Consider the following 19,442-nt stretch of genomic DNA (forward strand, 5'->3'; position numbering starts at 1 on the left):
TCGGCGTTCGGTTCAGCGGCGTTGAATAAAGGCCGCCAGCATTTCATGTCCCTGGCGTGACAGGATGGACTCCGGATGGAACTGCACTCCTTCGATGTCCAGCTCCTTGTGGCGCATGCCCATGATCAGCCCCGGTGTCACGTCATTCTCGTCGGTCCAGGCGGTGACTTCCAGGCAGTCCGGCAGACTGTCGCGATCCACCACCAGTGAATGGTAGCGAGTCACCGCCAGGGGATCGTCGAGCCCCTTGAACACGCCCTGGTGGGAGTGGCGAATATCCGAGGTCTTGCCGTGCATGACCTGGGGAGCGCGCACCACCTTGCCGCCAAACACCTGGCCGATGGCCTGATGTCCCAGGCAAACGCCGAGCAACGGCAGCTTGCCGGCAAAATGCCGAACCACGTCCATGGCGATCCCGGCCTCGTTGGGCGTGCAGGGGCCAGGAGAAATGACGATATGGCTGGGTGCCAGTGCCTCGATTTCCTCGAGGGTGATGGCATCGTTGCGGTGAGTGACAACCTCTGCCCCGAGCTCACCGAGGTACTGGACGATGTTGTAGGTGAAGCTGTCGTAGTTATCGAGCATCAAGATCATGTTGGATATCCGCTTCCTGAAAGTTGTGGCAGTCCAGTCGGCCGGTCTGCCGTCATGCTCACCAAGCCCGAATCACCCGGCCACCAGGAGGCGACTCACACAAAAATGCCGCCTCACGGGCGGCACTGTGATTCCGTTGCGACTCACACACGAGTCCACCGCCCTTATCGAGAAGGGCGCCACCACTGCTGGCTGGACATCGTGAGAAAGTTCATGTTCATGAGCCTTATAGTCTGTATCACTCTGACGCCTGTCAAGCGCTCAATCACCGGCGTTGTCGAGTCCGCGCTCAGCCATGGCTACCGCACGAAACAGCGCACGTCCCTTGTTCAGAGTTTCCTGCCACTCCATCTCCGGGACGGAATCTGCCACCACGCCTGCGCCACACTGCACATGCAGTTGGCCGTCCTTGATGACCGCGGTACGAATAGCGATGGCGGTATCCATGTTGCCATGCCAGGAAAGATAGCCGACGGCACCAGAATAGACACCACGCTTGACCGGCTCGAGCTCATCAATGATTTCCATGGCTCGGATCTTGGGCGCGCCGGAAAGCGTGCCCGCCGGGAAGGTCGCACGCAGTACGTCCATGGCAGTGTAACCCGGCTTCAAGCGTCCAGTGACGTTGGAGACGATATGCATGACATGGGAATAGCGCTCCACTGCCATTCGATCGGTGACCTCGACACTGCCGATCTCGCTGATACGGCCAACGTCATTGCGCCCGAGGTCGATCAGCATCAGATGCTCGGCGACCTCCTTGGGATCATCGAGTAGATCCTGCTCCAGCTCTCGGTCTTCGGCCTCGGTCTTGCCACGCACTCGCGTGCCGGCAATCGGGCGCACTGTGACCATGCCCTCCTCCAGACGGGTGAGGATTTCCGGCGAGGACCCCACCACATGATGATCGTCCAGATGCAGGAAGAACATGTACGGTGACGGATTGAGACTGCGCAGCGCGCGATAGAGATCCAGCGGCTCTGCACCGAACTCGATGCTCATGCGTTGTGATGGCACACACTGCATCACATCGCCGGCCAGCACATATTCCTTGACCCGCTCCACCGCCGCCTTGAAGCCCTCCTCGGTAAAGCCCGAGTTGAAGTGGCCTTCCTCGACCGGAGGGCGCTGCGCATTGACTGGCGGGCGCGAAAGCGCCAGTGGACTACGCAGCCGTTCCTCGAGGCTACGCAGGCGCTGTTGAGCATGTTCCAGCGCGGAGTCCTCGGACGGATCCGCATGGGTCCACAGCGTCAGGCGTCCATACAGGTTATCGAAGACCACCAGCTCTTCACTGACCATCAACAGGATGTCCGGCACCCCGATGGGATCCGGCTTTTCCACCCCGGCCAGACGCGGTTCGATATAACGAATGGTGTCATAGCCGAAATAACCGACCAGGCCGCCATCGAAACGCGGCTGGTCATCGAGCTGAGGCACCTTGAAGCGGGCGTGGAAGTCTTCGATCCAGGTCAATGGATCCTCGACCTCGGTAACGCCCTGGGCGCGACCATCGATAAGATGCGTCACCGTATGTCCGCGCACCTCGATACGTTCACGACACGGCAGACCAATGATCGAATAACGCCCCCACTTCTCGCCGCCCGTGACGGACTCGAGCAGAAAGGTCCAGGGGGCATCGGCCAGCTTCAGATAGGTGGATAGCGGCGTGTCCAGATCCGCCAGCACCTCACGGGTCACGGGAATACGGTTGTAACCGGCGTCGGCCAGTTGCTTGAATCGCTCGGCAGTCATCATGCCTGGAGTCCTCGATATAACGGAAAACGATGGTGTTCTGGAGTGGCTCAGGGGATGAGCTTCACCATCGCCAGTCGCCGGCACGATCCATGCTCATGGGCGGGAGGCCGCTACGGGCCATCATCGAGGAACCTTGCTGTGGCATTGAGCTGTCCATTGCAGCGAATCCAACGTAGCTGGGAAGAGAGGCGCGCTATAGCAAAAAACAATCAATCGACAGGATGTCTATAGCGACTCCCGAAAGACACTAAACGAGTTGCGCCAGCGATTCAACCAGCAGATCGGGCTGACTGGCGGCCACCGGCTCACCGTGATTGTAGCCATAGGGCACCGCGACAGTACGGAAACCAGCCGCCCTGCCTGCGGCAATATCATGACGCGAGTCACCGATCATCACCGCTTGAGCAGGCTCCACTCCAAAGCGCTGACTGACGTGCAGCAAAGGCGCCGGATCCGGCTTGCGGCGTGTCAGGCTATCTCCCCCCAACCAACCTTCGAAATATCCATTGATGCCGAGAGTCTCGAGAATGGGGCACACAAAGGCTTCAGGCTTGTTGGTGACGATGTACTGAGGGATACCACGGGCCCAGAATCCCTTGATTGCCTCAAGGGCCCCCGGGTAAAGACGAGTGTGCTCACAGGGATGGCTGGCATACCAGCGCAGGAAATGTTCATGGGTGGCAGCCGCAAAGGCCTCGCCCGGCTCCTCGCCCAACGCATCAGCCAGGGCGCGCTCGATCAATACCCGAGAACCATTGCCGACCCAGTCGCGGACCTTGGCTTCACCTGCGACAGGCAACGCCACTTCCTGCAGGGCTGCGTCCACTGCAGCGGCAAGGTCCGGGACCGAATCCACCAGGGTTCCGTCCAGATCAAAGACCGCGAGGTGTACGCCATCAAGTAGATGATGCATTTGTGGTTTTCCCGACCGAATCTGTGCACAGGCAAGCAGGATGCCAGAAATACCACCGCGGTCAATGCCTTCGGCGTACCTCACGTCATTCCTTTGGTTGTCAGACTTCGTCCAGGCGCTTCCGGTATGGGGCAGAACAGATCCGTTTGTTCCTGCCATGGCACACCAGCCCCCGATGTGCCTATGATGGCCATTCCACAAATTCAAGGAGCTCTTCATGAGCAAACCCACCATAGTGGTTGTCGGCGGAGGAGCCGGCGGCCTCGAGCTGGTCACGCGCCTGGGCCGCAAGCTCGGTAGAAAGGACAGGGCAGATATTATTCTCGTGGACCGCAACTCCACCCATATCTGGAAGCCCCTTCTGCATGAAGTCGCCACCGGAGTCCTCGACTCGGGCCTCGACGAAATTTCCTACCAGGGCCATTCTGCCACCCACGGGTACCGCTTCCAGCGCGGCACCCTGAGCGACCTGGACCGCGATACCCAGCAGATTACCCTGGCACCGATCTCCGACGAGGACGGAAACGAGGTGTTGCCTGCACGTCAGATTCATTATGACCACCTGGTGCTGTCGGTCGGCAGTGTCAGCAATGACTTCGGCACCGAAGGCGTCAAGGAGCACTGTCACTTCCTCGACAGCCCCGCCCAGGCAGAAGGGTTCCGTAAGGCCCTGCTCAACACCTTTCTGCGCATCAGCGGCCGAGATGCCAGCGATAACCCGGTCATCACCGTGGGGATCATCGGTGCCGGTGCTACCGGTGTGGAGCTGGCTGCCGAACTGCATGATGCCTCACGCATGCTCAAGAGCTATGGCTTTACCTCGCTGGGCCGCGAGCACCTCAAGGTCCACCTGATCGAGGCCGCCCCCAAGGTGTTGCCGGTGCTACCGGATCGCATCAGCCAGGCGGTACACAGCGAACTGGAGAAGCTCGGGGTCAAGGTCCATGTGAACACCAGAGTCACCCGGGTCGACGATACCGCCATTCATACATCGGACGAGGAGCAGATCGAGATTGATCTCGGTGTCTGGGCTGCCGGCATCAAGGCTCCGGCATTCCTCGCTGAGCTGGGACTGGAAGTCGAACGCAACAACCGCATCAAGGTGGCCGCCACCATGCAGAGCCTCGATGACCCGCGTATTTTCGCCTTCGGTGACTGCGCCAGCTGTCCGCAGGAAGATGGCAGCATCGTGCCTCCACGTGCTCAGGCTGCCCATCAGCAGGCCAATGTCCTGTACCACAACCTGCTCGCCGCCATCGAAGACAAGCCGCTCAAGAACTTCAAGTTCCGCGACCACGGCTCATTGATCTCGCTGGCCCACTTCGATGCCATCGGCAGTCTGATGCGCGCAGCATCGGCCCGCAGCCTGTTCATCGAGGGCAACCTGGCCAAATTCTTCTACGCCTCGCTGTATCGCATGCACCAGCGTGCCATCCACGGCACCGTCAAAACGGCCATGATGCTGGTCGTCGACGGCCTGAATCGCTTCCTCAAGCCGCGCATGAAGCTTCACTGACAGCAATTCCCTGCCCAGAAACCAGCCAGGCTGCCGAATGGCAGCCTGGCTGGTTTGCATGGAGGGAAGCCTATAGAGAAGGCTTGTCCTGCGGTTGATCGTCATGATGGTAGACATGCACATCACGCTGCGGGAACGGAATGCTGATACCTTCCCGGTCGAAACGGCGTTTGATGTCTTCGGTCAACTCCCAGTATACATCCCAGTAATCGGCGGCCTTGACCCAGGGACGCACGATCCACACCACCGCCGAGTCGTCCATGGCGTTGATACGGATGTTGGGTGCCGGCGCATCAAGAACACGAGCGTCATCGGCCACCGCCGCTTCCAGTACTCGGCGCACAGTATCGATATCATCGTCATAACCGACACCGACAGCCAGATCGACACGGCGAGTGGCATGAGCGGAATAGTTGGTGATGGCACCGTTCATCATCTGCCCATTGGGTACGATGATCTTGCGGTTGTCCGGCGTGGTCAGTTCAGAGGTAAATATCTGCACATCCTCGACTGTACCACTGACGCCTCCCGCCTCGACATAGTCACCGATCCGGTAGGGGCGGAAGATAATGACCATCACGCCGGCAGCAAAGTTGGCCAGTGACCCCTGAAGCGCCAGGCCAATGGCCAGACCGGCGGCACCGATCACGGCAATCAACGAAGCGGTCTGGATGCCGATCTTGCTGATCGCAGCGAGGATCACGAACAGCAGCAGCAGCGTATAGATGATGTTGCCGAGGAATTTCACCAGCAAGGGTTCGAGCTTGGCCCGCTCCATGCCCTTGATGGTCATGCGATGCACTGCCTTGGCGACCCAGCGCCCGATGATGAAGATGGCCGCGGCGGCCACCAGATTGATGGCGAATTGTAGGCCGGTGGTCGAGGCGAACTCGATCAGGGCATCAACGTTCAGATTCTGCATAAACTCCATGTACTACTCCTCTTGAGGATTCCCTATGGCGGATGCTTCAGGTTCTGTCCCGGTGACGAGTCATCCGGCTGTTCTGTCGTTCCCCGAGAGAACGGCCCTGCCTCTCCTCCACCATGTGCGATCCAGCGACGCTTGTCAGCGGCCGACATACGCTTGACCCGCGCTTCCTCGCGCAATGCATCGCCATGGTCGCCAACCAACGCCTGATGAACAAGCGTCAAGGGGCCACGACCACGCAGGGCCTTGGCGCCACGTCCACGACAATGCTGCTCGAATCGACGGGCCACATCGGTGGAGATGCCGGTGTATAACGCCCCGGCCGCCGTCTCTACAACATAGATGTACCAGACCTGCACAATATAGTCGTCTTTGTCGCACATAGTCATTTGAGCACAATTACCTGGGCTACAGATCGCTACTGGAGACACAGCGCCAGGGTCTTCTGCGTATCAGGCAAGGCTGGCCAACTCGCGACGGAACTCGGCCATCACCGAATCATAGCCATTGGCATCATGCTGCTGCCGGGCCCCGAAAACCGCCGAACCGGCGACAAAGGTATCGGCACCGGCACGGGCTATCTCGGCGATGTTGTCGACCTTGACGCCTCCATCCACCTCGAGGCGAATGTCGCGGCCACTGGCCTCGATGCGCTGACGCGCCTGGCGCAGCTTGTCGAGCGTCGAGGGAATGAACGACTGACCACCAAACCCCGGGTTGACGCTCATCAGCAGGATCATGTCCACCTTGTCCATGACATAGTCCAGGTAGCTCAGCGGAGTTGCCGGATTGAACACCAGGCCAGACTTGCAGCCGCTGTCACGGACCAGTTGCAGTGAGCGGTCGATATGGTCCGATGCTTCCGGGTGGAACGTGATGTAAGTCGCTCCCGCCTCGGCGAAGTCACCGATCAGGCGATCCACTGGATTGACCATCAGATGCACATCAATGGGAGCCGTCACCCCGTGCTTGCGCAGCGCCTCGCAGACCATCGGGCCGATGGTCAGGTTGGGGACGAAATGGTTGTCCATCACATCGAAGTGAACAATGTCGGCGCCGGATGCCAATACATTGTCGACCTCTTCACCCAGACGGGCGAAGTCGGCGGAGAGAATTGAGGGGGCGATCAGAAAATCGGAGGTCGCTGTCATGATGAGATCCGCGAAGCTGGGCAGAAAAGCCGCATTCTATCAGCTTATGGCGACCCCATGTCGGGAGCAGCAGCGGTTCTGTGTACAGTTCGATATTCCATAATCATATATTCCAAAATATAATAACCAGAAGGATTGTAATTCCCATTGAACAGCCATAGCCTGCTTACAATACGCATCTCAACAGCAGCGTTCTCCCACATCAACGTTCTCTCACAGTCAACAAGGAGTCAGCACATGCCTTTGCCCCTGTTTCTGCGCCGTTCGGTACTCACACTGACACTGGCCAGCGCCATGACGGCTGGCATTGCAGCTCCGGCGATGGCAGAGGATCGCGAACTGTTGAATTCGTCCTACGATATTGCCCGTGAGTTGTTCGCCACGCTCAACCCACAGTTCCAACAGCACTGGCAGGCCGAGCACGGCGACAACCTGAGCATCCAGCAGTCCCATAGCGGCTCCTCCGCTCAGGCACGCGCCATCCTCCAGGGGCTGCGCGCCGACGTGGTGACCTACAACCAGGTCACCGATGTCCAGGTACTGGCCGATGAAGGCCTGGTCGCCGCGGACTGGCAGGACCAACTGCCCAACAATGCGTCTCCCTACTACTCCACCACGGCCTTCCTGGTACGCAAGGGCAATCCGCTCGGCATCGACAGCTGGGATGACCTCGCCGCCGAGGATGTGGAACTGGTATTCCCCAACCCCAAGACGTCGGGTAATGGCCGTTATACCTACCTCGCCGCCTGGGGTGCGGCCGAGCGCATGTTCGATGGTGATGAAGACCAGGTTCGCGAATTCATGCGCAACTTTCTCGGCAACGTGAAGGTATTCGACACTGGCGGCCGTGGCGCGACCACCAGCTTCATCGAGCGCGGTATCGGCGATGTGCTGATCAGCTTCGAATCCGAGGTCAACAACATCCGAGAGGAATACGGCAGCGACGAGTATGACGTCGTGGTACCGCCGGTCAGTATCCTCGCCGAGTTCCCGGTGGCGGTGGTCGAGGAAAATGCCGAGCGCAACGGCAATACCGGCCTGGCACAGGCGTATCTCGAGTACCTGTACAGCGAAGAGGCCCAGCGCACCCTTGCCGGCTTCAACTACCGCGTGCATGACGAGAAGGTCGTTGAGGAGTTTGCCGACCGCTTCCCGGACACCGAGCTGTTCGAGGTCCAGGAAGTCTTCGGCGGCTGGCCTGAAGCAATGGAAACCCATTTCGCCGGTGGTGGTGAACTGGACCAGCTCCAGCGCCGCTGATGGTCGATCCCGATGGCTTGCAAGACATGACTTCCGCGATATGACGATACGGCTGTGTAACCTGATATGAAGGCTCTATCACTTCCAGGGTCCCTTTCCGCCCGGCGCCGTGTGCTGCCGGGCTTTGGCCTTTCACTGGGCATCAGCCTGACGTTCGTCTCGCTGGTCCTGCTGCTGCCATTGACCGGCCTTGTCGGCCAGCTCAAGGGGCTGTCCCTGGCTGAATACTGGTACATCATCAGTGATCCTCGCGTGGTCGCCAGCTATCTGACGACCATCGGCGGGGCCGCCGTCGCCTCGCTGATCAATGCCGTCTTCGGACTGCTGCTGGCCTGGGTACTGGTGCGTTACGAATTCCCCGGCAAGCGCCTGCTGGATGCACTGATGGACCTGCCCTTCGCCCTGCCCACCGCGGTGGCCGGTATTACCCTGGCCACGCTCTACTCAAGCAACGGCTGGATGGGCAAGTTGCTGGAGCCGCTGGGCTGGCAGGTGTCCTATACTTGGCTGGGCATTGCACTGGCCATGGCGTTCACCAGCATCCCCTTCGTGGTACGTACGGTACAGCCGGTACTGGAGGACCTTCCCGGAGAGGTCGATGAAGCCGCGATGAGTCTGGGAGCACGCGATTCCGTGGCCTTTCGCCGAGTGATTCTGCCGCATCTATGGCCTGCACTGGTCACCGGGACCGGGCTGGCCTTCGTACGCTCCCTCGGTGAGTTCGGCGCAGTCATCTTCATCGCCGGCAACCAGCCCTACGAGACCGAGATCACCTCGCTGATGATCTTCGTCAAGCTGCAGGAATACGACTATGTCGGTGCCTCGGCCATTGCCTCGGTGGTGCTGGCCAGTTCACTGCTGCTACTGCTGGCCATCAACATCTGGCAGGGGCGTTTCATTCGTCGCCTGCACGGAGGACATGGCTGATGCAACGCATTGGAGACACTCGCTGGGTGCGCATCACCCTGATCACGGCGGCAGTGGGTCTGGCCAGCCTGTTCCTGTTGCTGCCGCTGTTGGCAATCTTTGCCCAGGCCTTTGCTGCAGGTATCAACACCTTCGTCAGCAACGTAACGGACCATTTCACTCTGGCGGCCATCGGCCTGACCCTGGTCATCGCCGCATTGACCATTCCCGTCAACCTGGTGTTCGGCGTCATGCTCGCGTGGCTGGTCACGCGGTTCAGCTTCCCTGGACGGCGCCTATTGCAGACACTGATCGATATTCCCTTTGCCATCTCCCCCGTGGTCGCCGGCTTGATCTATCTGCTGCTGTACGGCCGCAACGGCTGGGTCGGCGGCTGGCTGGACAGCCATGATATCCAACTGATGTTCGCCTGGCCGGGCATTCTGATGGTCACCATCTTCGTCACCTGCCCCTTTGTTGCCCGCGAGCTGATCCCACTGATGCAGGCTCAGGGCTCACGCGAAGAAGAAGCTGCCGTGACCCTGGGCGCACGAGGCTTCACGCTGTTCCGTCGTGTCACCCTGCCCAATATCCGCTGGGCGCTGCTGTATGGCGTCATTCTGACCAACGCCCGTGCTGTCGGTGAGTTCGGCGCAGTGTCCGTGGTTTCCGGCGCCATCCGTGGCGAAACCAACACTCTGCCCCTTCATGTCGAACTGCTGTATCAGGATTACAACACCGTTGGCGCCTTCGCCAGCGCCGCCCTGCTGGCCTTGATCGCACTATTCACCCTGGCCGCCAAGGCCCTGCTCGAGTGGCGCGCTGCGCCGAGGGAGGCTCACTCATGAGTATTCGTCTAGAGCACATCGAGAAGCACTTCGGTCGCTCCCAGGCCCTGTCTCCGACCGACCTGGATATCGCCAACGGCGAGCTGATCGGTCTGCTGGGGCCCTCTGGCTCCGGCAAGACCACCTTGCTGCGCATCATTGCCGGACTCGAGACACCGGATGCCAATCCACGTACACGCATTCTCTTCGGTGAGCGTGATGTTACCCGGGTACATGTGCGCGACCGTCGAATCGGCTTCGTCTTCCAGCACTACGCGCTGTTCCGACATATGAGCGTATTCGACAACGTGGCCTTCGGTCTCACTGTGCTGCCACGCCGCGAACGGCCCTCCAGTGGCGAGATTCGCACGCGGGTGCTACGTCTGCTGGAAATGGTTCAGCTCTCGCATCTCGCCAACCGTTACCCGGCCCAATTGTCCGGCGGCCAACAGCAGCGTGTATCACTGGCCCGGGCCCTGGCGCTGAAGCCGGAGGTGCTGCTGCTCGATGAGCCCTTCGGCGCTCTTGACGCCAAGGTCCGCCAGGAACTGCGTCGCTGGCTGCGCCACTTGCATGACGAGTTGGGTTTCACCAGTGTTTTCGTCACCCATGATCAGGAAGAGGCGCTGGAACTGTCAGACCGTGTGGTGGTCATGAGTAATGGGCGCATCGAGCAGATCGACACGCCCGAGGCACTCTATCGTTCCCCTGCCAACCGCTTCGTCTTCGAGTTCCTCGGCGACGTCAATCTGCTCGAGGGCGAGGTGCGTGATGGAGTACTGACCTGCGGCGATGCGCAACTCAAGGCTGATCTGCCTGAGGGTCGCCAGGAGCTGCTGCTGCGCCCCCACGAGATCGAACTGGCCACAACGCCAGATGAAAGCTCCCATCTACCGGCCACCGTAACAGCCGTGGTACCGGTGGGTGCCGAGGTACGCGTTGAGTTGTCGGCCGACTGGATGAACGAGCCCTGGCTGGCCAGTGTGCGCCATGAGCAGGCCAGCCAACTGACGTTGGCTCGTGGTTCAAGGGTCTATGCCCGAGCCCTCACCTGGCACCACTACCCGGCGCCCAGCGCCTCGGTGCAGCCGAGCCTCGCCGCCAGCTATTAACCCGGCATGCTTTCATGTTGGGTTAATGCGGCACAGGGACGTGCCGCCGTCGGCCATCAGGCCGACGCGAGACCGCGCCTCACCAGCAGATCCGCGCATCTGCGCCAGTGTGGTGCGGACGAAAATCAAATCGATCAGGATGAGCTATTTGATTGCCATGTTAATAGCCACGAATGATGCCCCGAGCCCCGGCGACAGAATGTCTGGACAGGCACTCGCTGGGATCGGATGATTCGCTGTGTCCGAAAAAAGAGACGCGGACGAGATACCTGTTTTCAGTGTCACGTTGTGCGTCCCCATAATCCTGTTTCCGAATGGAACGCACCGCTGCAGTCAACTTTCAGCAGCCGTGCAGATAAAACAAGGAGATCACTCCATGATGGGTCGTACCCGATCGGCCGGTCGCATTCTATCGATCATCGCCGGCCTGAGTGCCAGCATTCTGCTGGCAGCCTGCTCCAGCCCCCATAATCTACAGCCGATGCCCCAGCGCAGCGTTGATGTGCCAGTGGCAGGTCAGGGTCAGCAGGTCTCGGTGATCGCCGCGGATGGCCGGGAATCCGAAACCCTGGGCACTCGCACCGGCAGCGCCAGCTCCACATCGACCATCAGCGTCGCCGCGCATGAAATCGTGCCGCGCCTGCAGGCCGAAGCCGAACGCGCCGTTGCCGACATGGGTTTTACTCCCACCGCTGCGCCGGCCAATGGTGGCACATCGCTGACGCTGACGCTCAAGCGCCTCTCCTACGCCAGAGGTGAAAGCCGACCGGTAGTGGATGAGGCCCGCCTGGAAAGTGTGCTCGAAGCCGTTGCCACCAATGGCGGCGAAACCTACACCGGCACCTACACGTCCCGCCGTGTGCAGACCTATGCCGTAGCGCCGGACAAGGCAGAAAACACCCGCATGGTGCAGGACCTGCTATCGGATGGCCTCAATCGTGCCTTCGCCGACCCGGAGCTGGCTCAACTGCTGGCACGCTGAGCGTGGTTGCCCGATACAACCAGCGCTACAACAAGCGTACATAGCAGCCGTCAACACTGATGCAGAAAACCACAGAGCCCGCACATCGCGGGCTCCGTAGTATCCGAGAATGGTACCTGAGTCTGTTGTATCTGAATCTGTTGCGCCGGGAACACGACTATCAGCTATCGCCGGGACCACGCCGCTGCAGTGCCCAACAACTCTCGCGGAAACCGTCGGGCCCTCGCTCACCATCCTGAAAGTGCGCAACGGTAAAGTTCGGCGAGAACAGTCGCTGGACCTCATCAGCCTCCACATGGAATGGCGGCCCACCCTCGTCCTGGCGAGTCAGGCTGATCAGTAGCCCCTTGCCTCCCGGCGGAATCAGCTGCGCCAGGTGGAAGGCGTACCGCTGCCGTGTGGCCTCGGGTAATGCGATCAGTGCAGCGCGATCATAGAAGGCACCGATCTCGGCGGCCTGCTCGACATGGAAGTGGAAGAAATCACCACACCAGAGCTCGATACTGCCCTGTCGCAACACGCCAAAGCCGGCCTGGCGATAGCGGGCCACGTCGCCATTGCCCTCGGCGACGAACTGCTCGATCGCCTGCTCGGACATCTCGATTCCCAGCACGGGATGTTGATGCTCCTTCAACCAGCGCATATCGAGGGTCTTGCCACACAAGGGCACCAGCACCTTGGTACCCTGCGCCACCTGCAGCTCAGGCCAGTAACGCTCCAGCAGCGGATGCACTGTATCGCGATGGAAGCCGATACGACCTTCCTGCCAACGCTTCAACCAGTCTTCCTGCATACCCGTTCCCCCACGAAACCAGGCCTGTCGATCAGAACCAGCGATCGCGCTTGCGGCGCCGACGTGGAAGGTGCGGCACAATCAGACCAACGATCAGACCTGCACCGGCAACACCACCGCCATACATGAAGTAGCGCATCAGCAGGTCTTCCTTCTGGGTCTCGAGACGCGCCTCAAGCTTGCCATTGGTGTCGCTGATCGAGGCATTGGCACTCTCGAGCTCATGATTGCGAGCCTCGAGCTCGGCAATGCGCTGTTCACGTACCTTGAGCGTTTCGCTCATGGCGCTGGTGCGATCTTCCCAGGTATCGTTGATACCGCTGAGTTCGGAGGTCAGCTCCTCCACCCGTGTGCGCAGTTCGGGCAACTGATCACGGGCACTGGGAGAGTCCTGCAACTGGCTGCTGGGCACCCAGACCTCATCGCCGCTGTCACTGCGCACCCGGGAATAGTCCCCTGAGGTTTCGACCAGTGTCACCGGCTGACCGGCCGTCAGAGTACCCACGATACGATAGCCATCCGTCGGACCACTACGTACATAGGTGGTCAGTTCGTCGGTCACCCAGCGCGCCGAATCGTCCTGCTGGGCCATGGCAGGAAGCGTCAGAGTGGAGAGCGCAAGGCCCAGCGTCAAAGTCTTGAAAATATGCGTATTCATGCCGTATTCCTGGCTATTCCGGGCTCAAGGGGCGACTAACCATTGCGATTGGCAATCACGGCTCGGCATCCTGCTCGAGAACCGCGAACGATGAGACCAGCAGGGTACCGAAGTGTTCCACAGCTTCTGTGGACAACTATCGGGAAAACCGCTGGAAAGTGCCCTCAAGGTCGCGAAGCCTGTGGCACCAGCCCCGATTGGTTACCAACTGACCAATCGCGGCAACACCGTGCTTCACGTCCATCTCGCGCAAGCCTACCACAACACAACCCCAGGAGTGGCCGGTAAACTGGCTTGGCAATCTCTCTGTGCGTATAATACTGCTCCAGCAATGGGGCCACCTCCGGCCTCGCTTTCTGCACGCCATTCACCCTTCTTGAAGCAACGCACCTGTGGTGCTGCCGGGCCAGGAGCCCGACTGATTCCCATGTCGAAGAAACTCTTCATCAAGACACACGGCTGCCAGATGAACGAGTATGACTCCGCCCGCATGGCGGATCTGCTCGGCGAATCTCATCAGATGGAGCTGACCGATAACGAGCAGGAGGCCGATGTCATCCTGCTCAATACCTGTTCCATTCGTGAGAAGGCCCAGGAAAAGGTCTTTCACCAGTTGGGACGCTGGAAGAAGCTCAAGCAGGCCAACCCCGATCTGGTGATCGGCGTGGGCGGCTGCGTGGCCAGCCAGGAAGGCGAGGCCATTCGCAAGCGCGCACCTCACGTCGACATGGTGTTTGGTCCCCAGACCCTGCACCGGGTGCCGTCGATGCTGGACAGCCGCCGTGACAATCAGATCTCGGTGGTCGATGTCACCTTCCCCGAGATCGAGAAGTTCGATCACCTTCCGCGCCCGAGTTCCGAAGGTGCCACCGCCTTTGTCTCGGTGATGGAAGGCTGCTCCAAGTACTGCACCTTCTGTGTGGTGCCTTACACCCGCGGCGAGGAAGTCTCGCGTCCCTTCGAGGATGTCATGGAAGAGGTGCTCCACCTCTCCGACCAGGGTGTGCGTGAAATCAATCTGTTGGGACAGAACGTCAACGCCTATCAAGGTCTCGATGATGATGGCGACGAGATCGACCTCGCCGAACTGATTGCCTGCATCGCGGCGGTGGACGGTATCGACCGTATCCGCTTCACCACCTCTCATCCGGTGGAATTCAGCGACAGTCTGATCGAGGCCTACGGCGAGATTCCGGAACTGGTCAGCCACCTGCACCTGCCGGTGCAGGCCGGATCTGACCGCATTCTCAGCGCCATGAAGCGTGGCCACACCGTCGAGGAGTATGTCGACAAGATGGAGCGCATCCGCGCGCTGCGTCCCGACATCAGTTTCTCTTCCGATTTCATTATCGGCTTCCCCGGCGAGACGGAAGAAGACTTCGCCAATACCATGGACCTGATCCACCGTATCGGCTTCGATATGTCATTCAGTTTCGTCTATTCAGCGCGGCCCGGCACTCCGGCAGCCAGCCTGGACGACGACACTCCAGAATCGGTGAAGAAACAGCGACTGGCCATTCTTCAGGAACGCATCAACCAACAGGCGATGCAGATCAGTCGGCGCATGGTGGGCTCCACCCAGCGCATTCTGGTGACCGGCTTCTCCCCTCGTGACCCCGGTCAACTTTCCGGACGCACCGAGAACAACCGGGTCGTCAACTTCCGTGCTGCCAACCCGACCGAGCTGATCGGTTATTTCGTCGATGTCGAGATCACCGAAGCATTCCCCAACTCGCTGCGAGGCGAACTGGCCTCCGGTGAGCGTTATTGATCGACCGACCATGACACAGCTGACGCAGGATTGCCCTGGCCCACGCCGGGGCAGTAAGCTGACAGCGACCACTCATCAACTCAGGATCTCTCTGACTTGAGCCAGCCATCATCCCAGGCCAATCGCATCATCACGCTCAACCTCGAGCCCAACGAGCCTCGCCGCCTGGCCAATCTCTGCGGCCAGCGCGATGAGCATCTCAAACTGATCGAATCACGACTCGGGGTGACGTTGCGCAACCGCGGCAACATGTTCCAGCTTGCAGGCCCGGCAGCGCGCGTCAAGGTCGCCGCCAACCTGGTCGAGCACCTCTATCGCGAAGCCGATGCCGTCGAGCTGACACCGGATACCATCCACCTGCTCCTGCAGGAGAGCGATGTCGAGGCGCTGGAGGAAGACGGCGAAGACCACCAGCACGGGGAAGTCCTGATCCGCACGCCGCGTGTCGTGGTCAAGCCTCGCGGCCTCAACCAGCAAGGCTATGTCAACTGCATCCGCAATCACGATATCAACTTCGGTATCGGCCCTGCGGGTACCGGCAAGACCTACCTCGCTGTCGCTGCTGCCGTGGAAGCCCTCAACCAACAGGAAGTCCGCCGGATCCTGCTGGTTCGCCCAGCGGTCGAGGCCGGTGAGAAGCTGGGCTTCCTGCCTGGTGACCTCGCCCAGAAAATCGACCCTTATCTCCGACCACTCTACGATGCGCTCTATGAGATGATCGGCTTCGAGCAGGTCGGCAAACTGATCGAGCGCCAGATCATCGAGATCGCTCCCCTCGCCTACATGCGTGGGCGTACCTTGAACAACGCCTTCATCATTCTCGATGAAAGCCAGAACACCACCCGGGAACAGATGAAGATGTTCCTGACCCGGATCGGCTTCGGCTCGACGGCGGTGATCACCGGTGACGTGACCCAGGTCGATCTGCCCCGTGGCCAGACATCCGGTCTGATTCAGGTACTCGACGTGCTCAAGGGCACCCCCGGGATCGGCGTGACACACTTCGCGTCAAAGGATGTGGTTCGACATCCGCTGGTTCAGCGCATCATCGAAGCTTATGATCTGTTCGAGGCTCAGCAGGAAGCCGATGAGCGGGCCCGCCGCGAAGCTCGCGCCGAGGTACGCCGTCAGCAACAGGTTGTTGCGCCGCGCCCGCCCAGTGCCGAGGATGCCGACTCATGAGTATCGTGGTGGATCGCCAGGTGGCCAGCGAACTCGAGCAGGACCTCGACCAGGCCTTGCCCAGCCAGCAACGCCTGGCCGCCTGGATCGATGCTGCCCTGGCGAAGTTTCCCGCTCATGCCAATAGCGAACTGACGGTGCGCTTCGTCGACAGCGACGAAAGTCAGATGCTCAACCGTGACTATCGCGGCAAGGACTCGCCGACCAATGTGCTGTCCTTTCCGTTCGAAGTCCCCGAAGGGCTGGAGCTACCTCTGCTCGGCGACCTGGTCATCTGCCATCCGGTGGTGGTAGGCGAGGCCATTGATCAGCACAAGGCGCTGGACGACCACTACGCGCACATGGTGGTCCATGGTACCTTGCACCTGCTGGGCCTCGATCACATCGAAGACGACGAGGCCGAGCACATGGAAAGCCTCGAACGCGATATTCTGGCGAGTCTGGGCATTGCCGATCCTTATATTGCTGCCCCCTGCGCCACCCCCAAGCATGATTCCGACAGCGAGGACGAGAGAGCCGACGCATGAGCGACGACCGATCGAGTAGCCAGAGCAGCCGTTCCTGGTTCGATAAAATCTTCAGCGCCCTGTCCAGTGACAGCGATGAACCCAGCTCGCGTGAGGAATTACGAGAATTCCTGCGTCAAGCCTCCAGCCGGCTGAAGATCGAGCCGGACGCCATGACGATCATTGAAGGCGCCCTCAATATCAGTGATCAGCAGGTGCGCGAAGTGCTGATCCCCCGCTCCCAGGTCACCGCGCTGGAACTCGACCAGCCGCTGGAAGACTATCTGCCGATCATTCTCGAGACCGGACACTCACGCTACCCGGTCATCGGCGAGAACCTTGATGAGGTCAAGGGCATCCTGCTGGTCAAGGACCTGCTCCCATTGCTTCAGCACACTGACATCGAGCGCCCTTTCCAGCTCGAGGAAGTGCTGCGTCCCGCCATGTTCGTACCGGAATCCAAGCGACTCAACAGCCTGCTCAAGGAATTTCGCGATACTCACAGCCATATGGCGGTGGTGGTCGACGAGTACGGCGGCACGGCAGGCATTGTGACCATCGAGGATATCCTCGAGGAGATCGTCGGCGATATCGAGGATGAGCATGACACCGACGAGGAAGAGGACATCCGTCCACTCGGCGATAATCGTTATGCAGTGCGCGCGCTGACCCCCATCGACGACTTCAACGAGCGCTTCCATACCCAGTACTCCGATGACGAGTTCGATACCCTCGGCGGTCTGGTCATGCAGCGCTTTGGTCACCTTCCTGCACGCGGTGAAAGCGCGGTTATTGGCGAGTGGCGTTTTACCGTGCTCAATGCCGACAATCGCCGCATTCGTCTGCTCGAGGTCGAGCGGGAAGATCGCGAGGAAGAAGAGTAACGCGCTGACCATCAGGTTCAGCGACGCTTATCCTGTGAAGCACTGATCGACACCAGCAGCGACGGACCCGGCGCTGATGAGGTGGGTCGGTGCTTCTCTGATTCAAGGACCGATATCATGCTGGAAAAGATCTTCAGCGGCCGCTCTGGTTATCTCGCAGCCGTGATCGCCGGTGGCCTGACCACCCTGGCCGCGGCCCCCTTCTCCTGGTGGTGGCTGGCCCCCATCGCCGCCGCCCTGATGTATGCCGGCCTGACTCGCCAGACGGGACGTCAGGCTCTACTGCGCGGCTGGTGCTACGGCCTCGGCCTGTTCGGCACCGGCGCATCCTGGGTGTACGTATCGATCCACGACTATGGCTATACCAGCATGCCGCTGGCGATATTCCTGACGGCATTGTTCGTCGCCAGCATGGCGCTGTTCATCGCCGTGCCATTCAGCCTCTACCGCCGCTTCATCGGTGCTCGCTGGAGTGTGCTGAGTTTCACAGGTCTCTGGGTACTGATGGAATGGCTGCGCACCTGGCTGTTCACCGGTTTTCCCTGGCTACTGCTGGGCAGCACTCAGGTCGATTCTCCGCTGGCGCCCTGGGCCCCGGTCGGTGGCGTCTACCTGTTGTCATTGATTGTGGCGCTGAGCGGCGCACTGCTGGTCAAGCTGGCCGAAGGTCGCTGGCTGGTCATTCCGGTGCTGGCAGCGCTGTGGCTGGTGCCTCTGGCCCTTCCCCAGCAGTGGACATCGACCAACGGTGAGCCGCTGCAGGTCAGCCTGCTGCAGGGCAACCTGCCACAGGAGATCAAGTGGACAGCAGAGGGGCAGCGCGAAGCGGTCAACACCTATCTGACCATGACCGGAGAGGTCGGCAGTGATGAACAGCCGCCGACCACACAACCAGACCTGGTGATCTGGCCGGAAGCCGCGCTGCCGATGTTCGAGGACCAGGCCGAGCCGATTCTCGCCCGAGCCCAGGCGGCACTGTCCCCGGATACCGCGCTGCTGACCGGCATTCTCCAGCGCGACGACGATGGCCGCTTCTTCAACGCCGTGGTCGGTCTCGGCAACGCCGACGGCCACTACCGCAAGGCTCACCTGGTCCCGTTCGGTGAGTACCTGCCGCTGGAAAGCCTACTGCGTGGCGCCATTGCCTTCTTTGATCTGCCGATGCCAACCATGACGCCCGGTGACGACTGGCAGACACCGCTGACAGCTGCCGGCCACGAGATCGGCAACGCCATCTGCTACGAGATCATCTATCCCGACCTGGTGGCCAGCCGTGCCCGCCACTCGGATATTCTGCTCACGGTCTCCAACGACAGCTGGTTCGGTGACTCCATCGGTCCCCACCAGCATCTCGAGATGGCACGTCTGCGCGCACTGGAGAATGGCCGCTATGTGATTCGCGCCACCAGCAACGGCATCACCGCAATCATCGACGACCAGGGCAGGATTCTCGACCAGTTACCCCAGTTCGAGACCGCACGCCTGGACGGTGAAGTCCAGCCGATGACCGGCCTGACCCCCTACACCCGTACCGGTAGCTGGCCGATCTGGCTGCTCGCCGCGCTGATGTTGTTGCCGGGCTTCGTGCGGAGGAGGTAGAAACCCAGCTTCGAGCTTCGAGCTTCGAGCTTCGAGCTTCGAGCTTCGAGCTTCGAGCTTCGAGCTTCGAGCAGACCAGTATCGCCCATGAACCATGGGTTC

General features: G+C 60.4%; 20 protein-coding genes. 12 read left to right on the forward strand and 8 right to left on the reverse strand.

Annotated features, from left to right (window positions below; all coding sequences use genetic code 11):
* Nucleotides 1-12: 12 nt before the first annotated feature.
* From BUE38_RS21585 to BUE38_RS21595, 3 genes are all read right to left on the reverse strand, one after another.
* On the reverse strand, nucleotides 13-594 hold the full coding sequence (locus tag BUE38_RS21585) for an anthranilate synthase component II (protein ID WP_073437318.1): 582 nt from the start codon (nucleotides 592-594) through the stop codon (nucleotides 13-15).
* A 261-nt stretch (nucleotides 595-855) separates the two neighbouring features.
* On the reverse strand, nucleotides 856-2,349 hold the full coding sequence (gene trpE / locus BUE38_RS21590) for an anthranilate synthase component I (protein ID WP_073437346.1): 1,494 nt from the start codon (nucleotides 2,347-2,349) through the stop codon (nucleotides 856-858).
* A 250-nt stretch (nucleotides 2,350-2,599) separates the two neighbouring features.
* Nucleotides 2,600-3,265, reverse strand: a complete 666-nt coding sequence (locus tag BUE38_RS21595) for a phosphoglycolate phosphatase (RefSeq protein ID WP_073437319.1) — start codon at nucleotides 3,263-3,265, stop codon at nucleotides 2,600-2,602.
* Nucleotides 3,266-3,482: 217 nt separating this feature from the next.
* On the opposite strand from BUE38_RS21595, the gene BUE38_RS21600 reads away from it, so the two are divergent.
* Entirely contained in the window at nucleotides 3,483-4,781 is a 1,299-nt protein-coding gene (locus BUE38_RS21600; RefSeq protein WP_073437320.1) for an NAD(P)/FAD-dependent oxidoreductase, read from the forward strand.
* A gap of 70 nt (nucleotides 4,782-4,851) precedes the next feature.
* Here the strand turns inward: BUE38_RS21600 and BUE38_RS21605 are convergent, their stop codons facing one another.
* The 3 genes from BUE38_RS21605 to rpe all read right to left on the reverse strand — a co-directional run bounded on the left by BUE38_RS21605 (nucleotide 4,852) and on the right by rpe (nucleotide 6,860).
* On the reverse strand, nucleotides 4,852-5,712 hold the full coding sequence (locus BUE38_RS21605; RefSeq protein ID WP_307725413.1) for a mechanosensitive ion channel family protein: 861 nt from the start codon (nucleotides 5,710-5,712) through the stop codon (nucleotides 4,852-4,854).
* A gap of 23 nt (nucleotides 5,713-5,735) precedes the next feature.
* The gene (locus BUE38_RS21610; RefSeq protein WP_307725412.1) at nucleotides 5,736-6,098 is read right to left on the reverse strand and encodes a GIY-YIG nuclease family protein; all 363 of its coding nucleotides are present in this window, start codon (nucleotides 6,096-6,098) and stop codon (nucleotides 5,736-5,738) included.
* A gap of 63 nt (nucleotides 6,099-6,161) precedes the next feature.
* Nucleotides 6,162-6,860: a ribulose-phosphate 3-epimerase gene (gene rpe / locus BUE38_RS21615; protein WP_073437322.1), complete on the reverse strand. Its 699-nt coding sequence runs from the start codon at nucleotides 6,858-6,860 to the stop codon at nucleotides 6,162-6,164.
* A gap of 237 nt (nucleotides 6,861-7,097) precedes the next feature.
* Between rpe and cysP the strand changes: the two genes are divergently transcribed.
* From cysP to BUE38_RS21640, 6 genes are all read left to right on the forward strand, one after another.
* Nucleotides 7,098-8,120, forward strand: coding sequence for a thiosulfate ABC transporter substrate-binding protein CysP (gene cysP / locus BUE38_RS21620; RefSeq protein WP_073437323.1), 1,023 nt, complete (start codon nucleotides 7,098-7,100; stop codon nucleotides 8,118-8,120).
* A gap of 66 nt (nucleotides 8,121-8,186) precedes the next feature.
* On the forward strand, nucleotides 8,187-9,047 hold the full coding sequence (gene cysT, locus BUE38_RS21625) for a sulfate ABC transporter permease subunit CysT (RefSeq protein WP_073437324.1): 861 nt from the start codon (nucleotides 8,187-8,189) through the stop codon (nucleotides 9,045-9,047).
* Nucleotides 9,047-9,874 carry a sulfate ABC transporter permease subunit CysW gene (gene cysW, locus BUE38_RS21630; protein WP_073437325.1) on the forward strand — a complete coding sequence of 276 codons (828 nt, stop codon included), beginning with the start codon at nucleotides 9,047-9,049 and terminating at the stop codon, nucleotides 9,872-9,874. The genes cysT and cysW overlap by 1 nt, the downstream gene beginning before the upstream one ends.
* The gene (locus BUE38_RS21635) at nucleotides 9,871-10,965 is read left to right on the forward strand and encodes a sulfate/molybdate ABC transporter ATP-binding protein (RefSeq protein WP_073437326.1); all 1,095 of its coding nucleotides are present in this window, start codon (nucleotides 9,871-9,873) and stop codon (nucleotides 10,963-10,965) included. Before cysW ends, BUE38_RS21635 begins: the two co-directional genes overlap by 4 nt.
* Before the next feature lie 6 nt (nucleotides 10,966-10,971).
* A complete protein-coding gene (locus BUE38_RS23050; RefSeq protein ID WP_159438919.1) occupies nucleotides 10,972-11,142 on the forward strand; it encodes a hypothetical protein in 171 nt (56 codons plus the stop codon).
* A gap of 199 nt (nucleotides 11,143-11,341) precedes the next feature.
* The gene (locus BUE38_RS21640; RefSeq protein ID WP_084542092.1) at nucleotides 11,342-11,947 is read left to right on the forward strand and encodes a YajG family lipoprotein; all 606 of its coding nucleotides are present in this window, start codon (nucleotides 11,342-11,344) and stop codon (nucleotides 11,945-11,947) included.
* 160 nt (nucleotides 11,948-12,107) lie between these two features.
* On the opposite strand, the gene BUE38_RS21645 is transcribed toward BUE38_RS21640, so the two are convergent.
* Both BUE38_RS21645 and BUE38_RS21650 read right to left on the reverse strand, forming a co-directional pair.
* Nucleotides 12,108-12,740: a thiopurine S-methyltransferase gene (locus tag BUE38_RS21645; protein ID WP_073437327.1), complete on the reverse strand. Its 633-nt coding sequence runs from the start codon at nucleotides 12,738-12,740 to the stop codon at nucleotides 12,108-12,110.
* Between the two features lie 31 nt (nucleotides 12,741-12,771).
* On the reverse strand, nucleotides 12,772-13,398 hold the full coding sequence (locus BUE38_RS21650) for a TIGR04211 family SH3 domain-containing protein (protein WP_073437328.1): 627 nt from the start codon (nucleotides 13,396-13,398) through the stop codon (nucleotides 12,772-12,774).
* Between the two features lie 427 nt (nucleotides 13,399-13,825).
* On the opposite strand from BUE38_RS21650, the gene miaB reads away from it, so the two are divergent.
* The 5 genes from miaB (at nucleotide 13,826) to lnt (ending at nucleotide 19,340) form a co-directional block, all read left to right on the forward strand.
* Nucleotides 13,826-15,169: a tRNA (N6-isopentenyl adenosine(37)-C2)-methylthiotransferase MiaB gene (miaB, locus tag BUE38_RS21655; RefSeq protein ID WP_073437329.1), complete on the forward strand. Its 1,344-nt coding sequence runs from the start codon at nucleotides 13,826-13,828 to the stop codon at nucleotides 15,167-15,169.
* 96 nt (nucleotides 15,170-15,265) lie between these two features.
* Nucleotides 15,266-16,351 carry a PhoH family protein gene (locus BUE38_RS21660; protein ID WP_073437330.1) on the forward strand — a complete coding sequence of 362 codons (1,086 nt, stop codon included), beginning with the start codon at nucleotides 15,266-15,268 and terminating at the stop codon, nucleotides 16,349-16,351.
* A complete protein-coding gene (gene ybeY / locus BUE38_RS21665; RefSeq protein WP_073437331.1) occupies nucleotides 16,348-16,878 on the forward strand; it encodes an rRNA maturation RNase YbeY in 531 nt (176 codons plus the stop codon). The genes BUE38_RS21660 and ybeY overlap by 4 nt, the downstream gene beginning before the upstream one ends.
* The gene (locus BUE38_RS21670) at nucleotides 16,875-17,741 is read left to right on the forward strand and encodes an HlyC/CorC family transporter (protein ID WP_073437332.1); all 867 of its coding nucleotides are present in this window, start codon (nucleotides 16,875-16,877) and stop codon (nucleotides 17,739-17,741) included. The genes ybeY and BUE38_RS21670 overlap by 4 nt, the downstream gene beginning before the upstream one ends.
* A gap of 117 nt (nucleotides 17,742-17,858) precedes the next feature.
* A complete protein-coding gene (gene lnt / locus BUE38_RS21675; protein ID WP_073437333.1) occupies nucleotides 17,859-19,340 on the forward strand; it encodes an apolipoprotein N-acyltransferase in 1,482 nt (493 codons plus the stop codon).
* Nucleotides 19,341-19,442 lie beyond the last annotated feature (102 nt).

It is taken from the genome of Halomonas cupida, from assembly GCF_900142755.1.
GTDB lineage: Bacteria > Pseudomonadota > Gammaproteobacteria > Pseudomonadales > Halomonadaceae > Halomonas > Halomonas cupida.

What these genes read in the sequence shown, in the direction of transcription:
- BUE38_RS21595 (WP_073437319.1), bottom strand. Translation starts at nt 3,265, where the DNA reads ATGCATCATCTACTTGATGGCGTACACCTCGCGGTCTTTGATCTGGAC.
- BUE38_RS21635 (WP_073437326.1), top strand. Translation starts at nt 9,871, where the DNA reads ATGAGTATTCGTCTAGAGCACATCGAGAAGCACTTCGGTCGCTCCCAG.
- BUE38_RS21670 (WP_073437332.1), top strand. Translation starts at nt 16,875, where the DNA reads ATGAGCGACGACCGATCGAGTAGCCAGAGCAGCCGTTCCTGGTTCGAT.
- cysT (WP_073437324.1), top strand. Translation starts at nt 8,187, where the DNA reads ATGAAGGCTCTATCACTTCCAGGGTCCCTTTCCGCCCGGCGCCGTGTG.
- BUE38_RS21640 (WP_084542092.1), top strand. Translation starts at nt 11,342, where the DNA reads ATGATGGGTCGTACCCGATCGGCCGGTCGCATTCTATCGATCATCGCC.
- BUE38_RS21605 (WP_307725413.1), bottom strand. Translation starts at nt 5,712, where the DNA reads ATGGAGTTTATGCAGAATCTGAACGTTGATGCCCTGATCGAGTTCGCC.
- rpe (WP_073437322.1), bottom strand. Translation starts at nt 6,860, where the DNA reads ATGACAGCGACCTCCGATTTTCTGATCGCCCCCTCAATTCTCTCCGCC.
- BUE38_RS23050 (WP_159438919.1), top strand. Translation starts at nt 10,972, where the DNA reads ATGCTTTCATGTTGGGTTAATGCGGCACAGGGACGTGCCGCCGTCGGC.
- ybeY (WP_073437331.1), top strand. Translation starts at nt 16,348, where the DNA reads ATGAGTATCGTGGTGGATCGCCAGGTGGCCAGCGAACTCGAGCAGGAC.
- BUE38_RS21610 (WP_307725412.1), bottom strand. Translation starts at nt 6,098, where the DNA reads ATGACTATGTGCGACAAAGACGACTATATTGTGCAGGTCTGGTACATC.
- BUE38_RS21645 (WP_073437327.1), bottom strand. Translation starts at nt 12,740, where the DNA reads ATGCAGGAAGACTGGTTGAAGCGTTGGCAGGAAGGTCGTATCGGCTTC.
- cysP (WP_073437323.1), top strand. Translation starts at nt 7,098, where the DNA reads ATGCCTTTGCCCCTGTTTCTGCGCCGTTCGGTACTCACACTGACACTG.
- BUE38_RS21600 (WP_073437320.1), top strand. Translation starts at nt 3,483, where the DNA reads ATGAGCAAACCCACCATAGTGGTTGTCGGCGGAGGAGCCGGCGGCCTC.
- cysW (WP_073437325.1), top strand. Translation starts at nt 9,047, where the DNA reads ATGCAACGCATTGGAGACACTCGCTGGGTGCGCATCACCCTGATCACG.
- BUE38_RS21585 (WP_073437318.1), bottom strand. Translation starts at nt 594, where the DNA reads ATGATCTTGATGCTCGATAACTACGACAGCTTCACCTACAACATCGTC.
- BUE38_RS21650 (WP_073437328.1), bottom strand. Translation starts at nt 13,398, where the DNA reads ATGAATACGCATATTTTCAAGACTTTGACGCTGGGCCTTGCGCTCTCC.
- miaB (WP_073437329.1), top strand. Translation starts at nt 13,826, where the DNA reads ATGTCGAAGAAACTCTTCATCAAGACACACGGCTGCCAGATGAACGAG.
- trpE (WP_073437346.1), bottom strand. Translation starts at nt 2,349, where the DNA reads ATGACTGCCGAGCGATTCAAGCAACTGGCCGACGCCGGTTACAACCGT.
- lnt (WP_073437333.1), top strand. Translation starts at nt 17,859, where the DNA reads ATGCTGGAAAAGATCTTCAGCGGCCGCTCTGGTTATCTCGCAGCCGTG.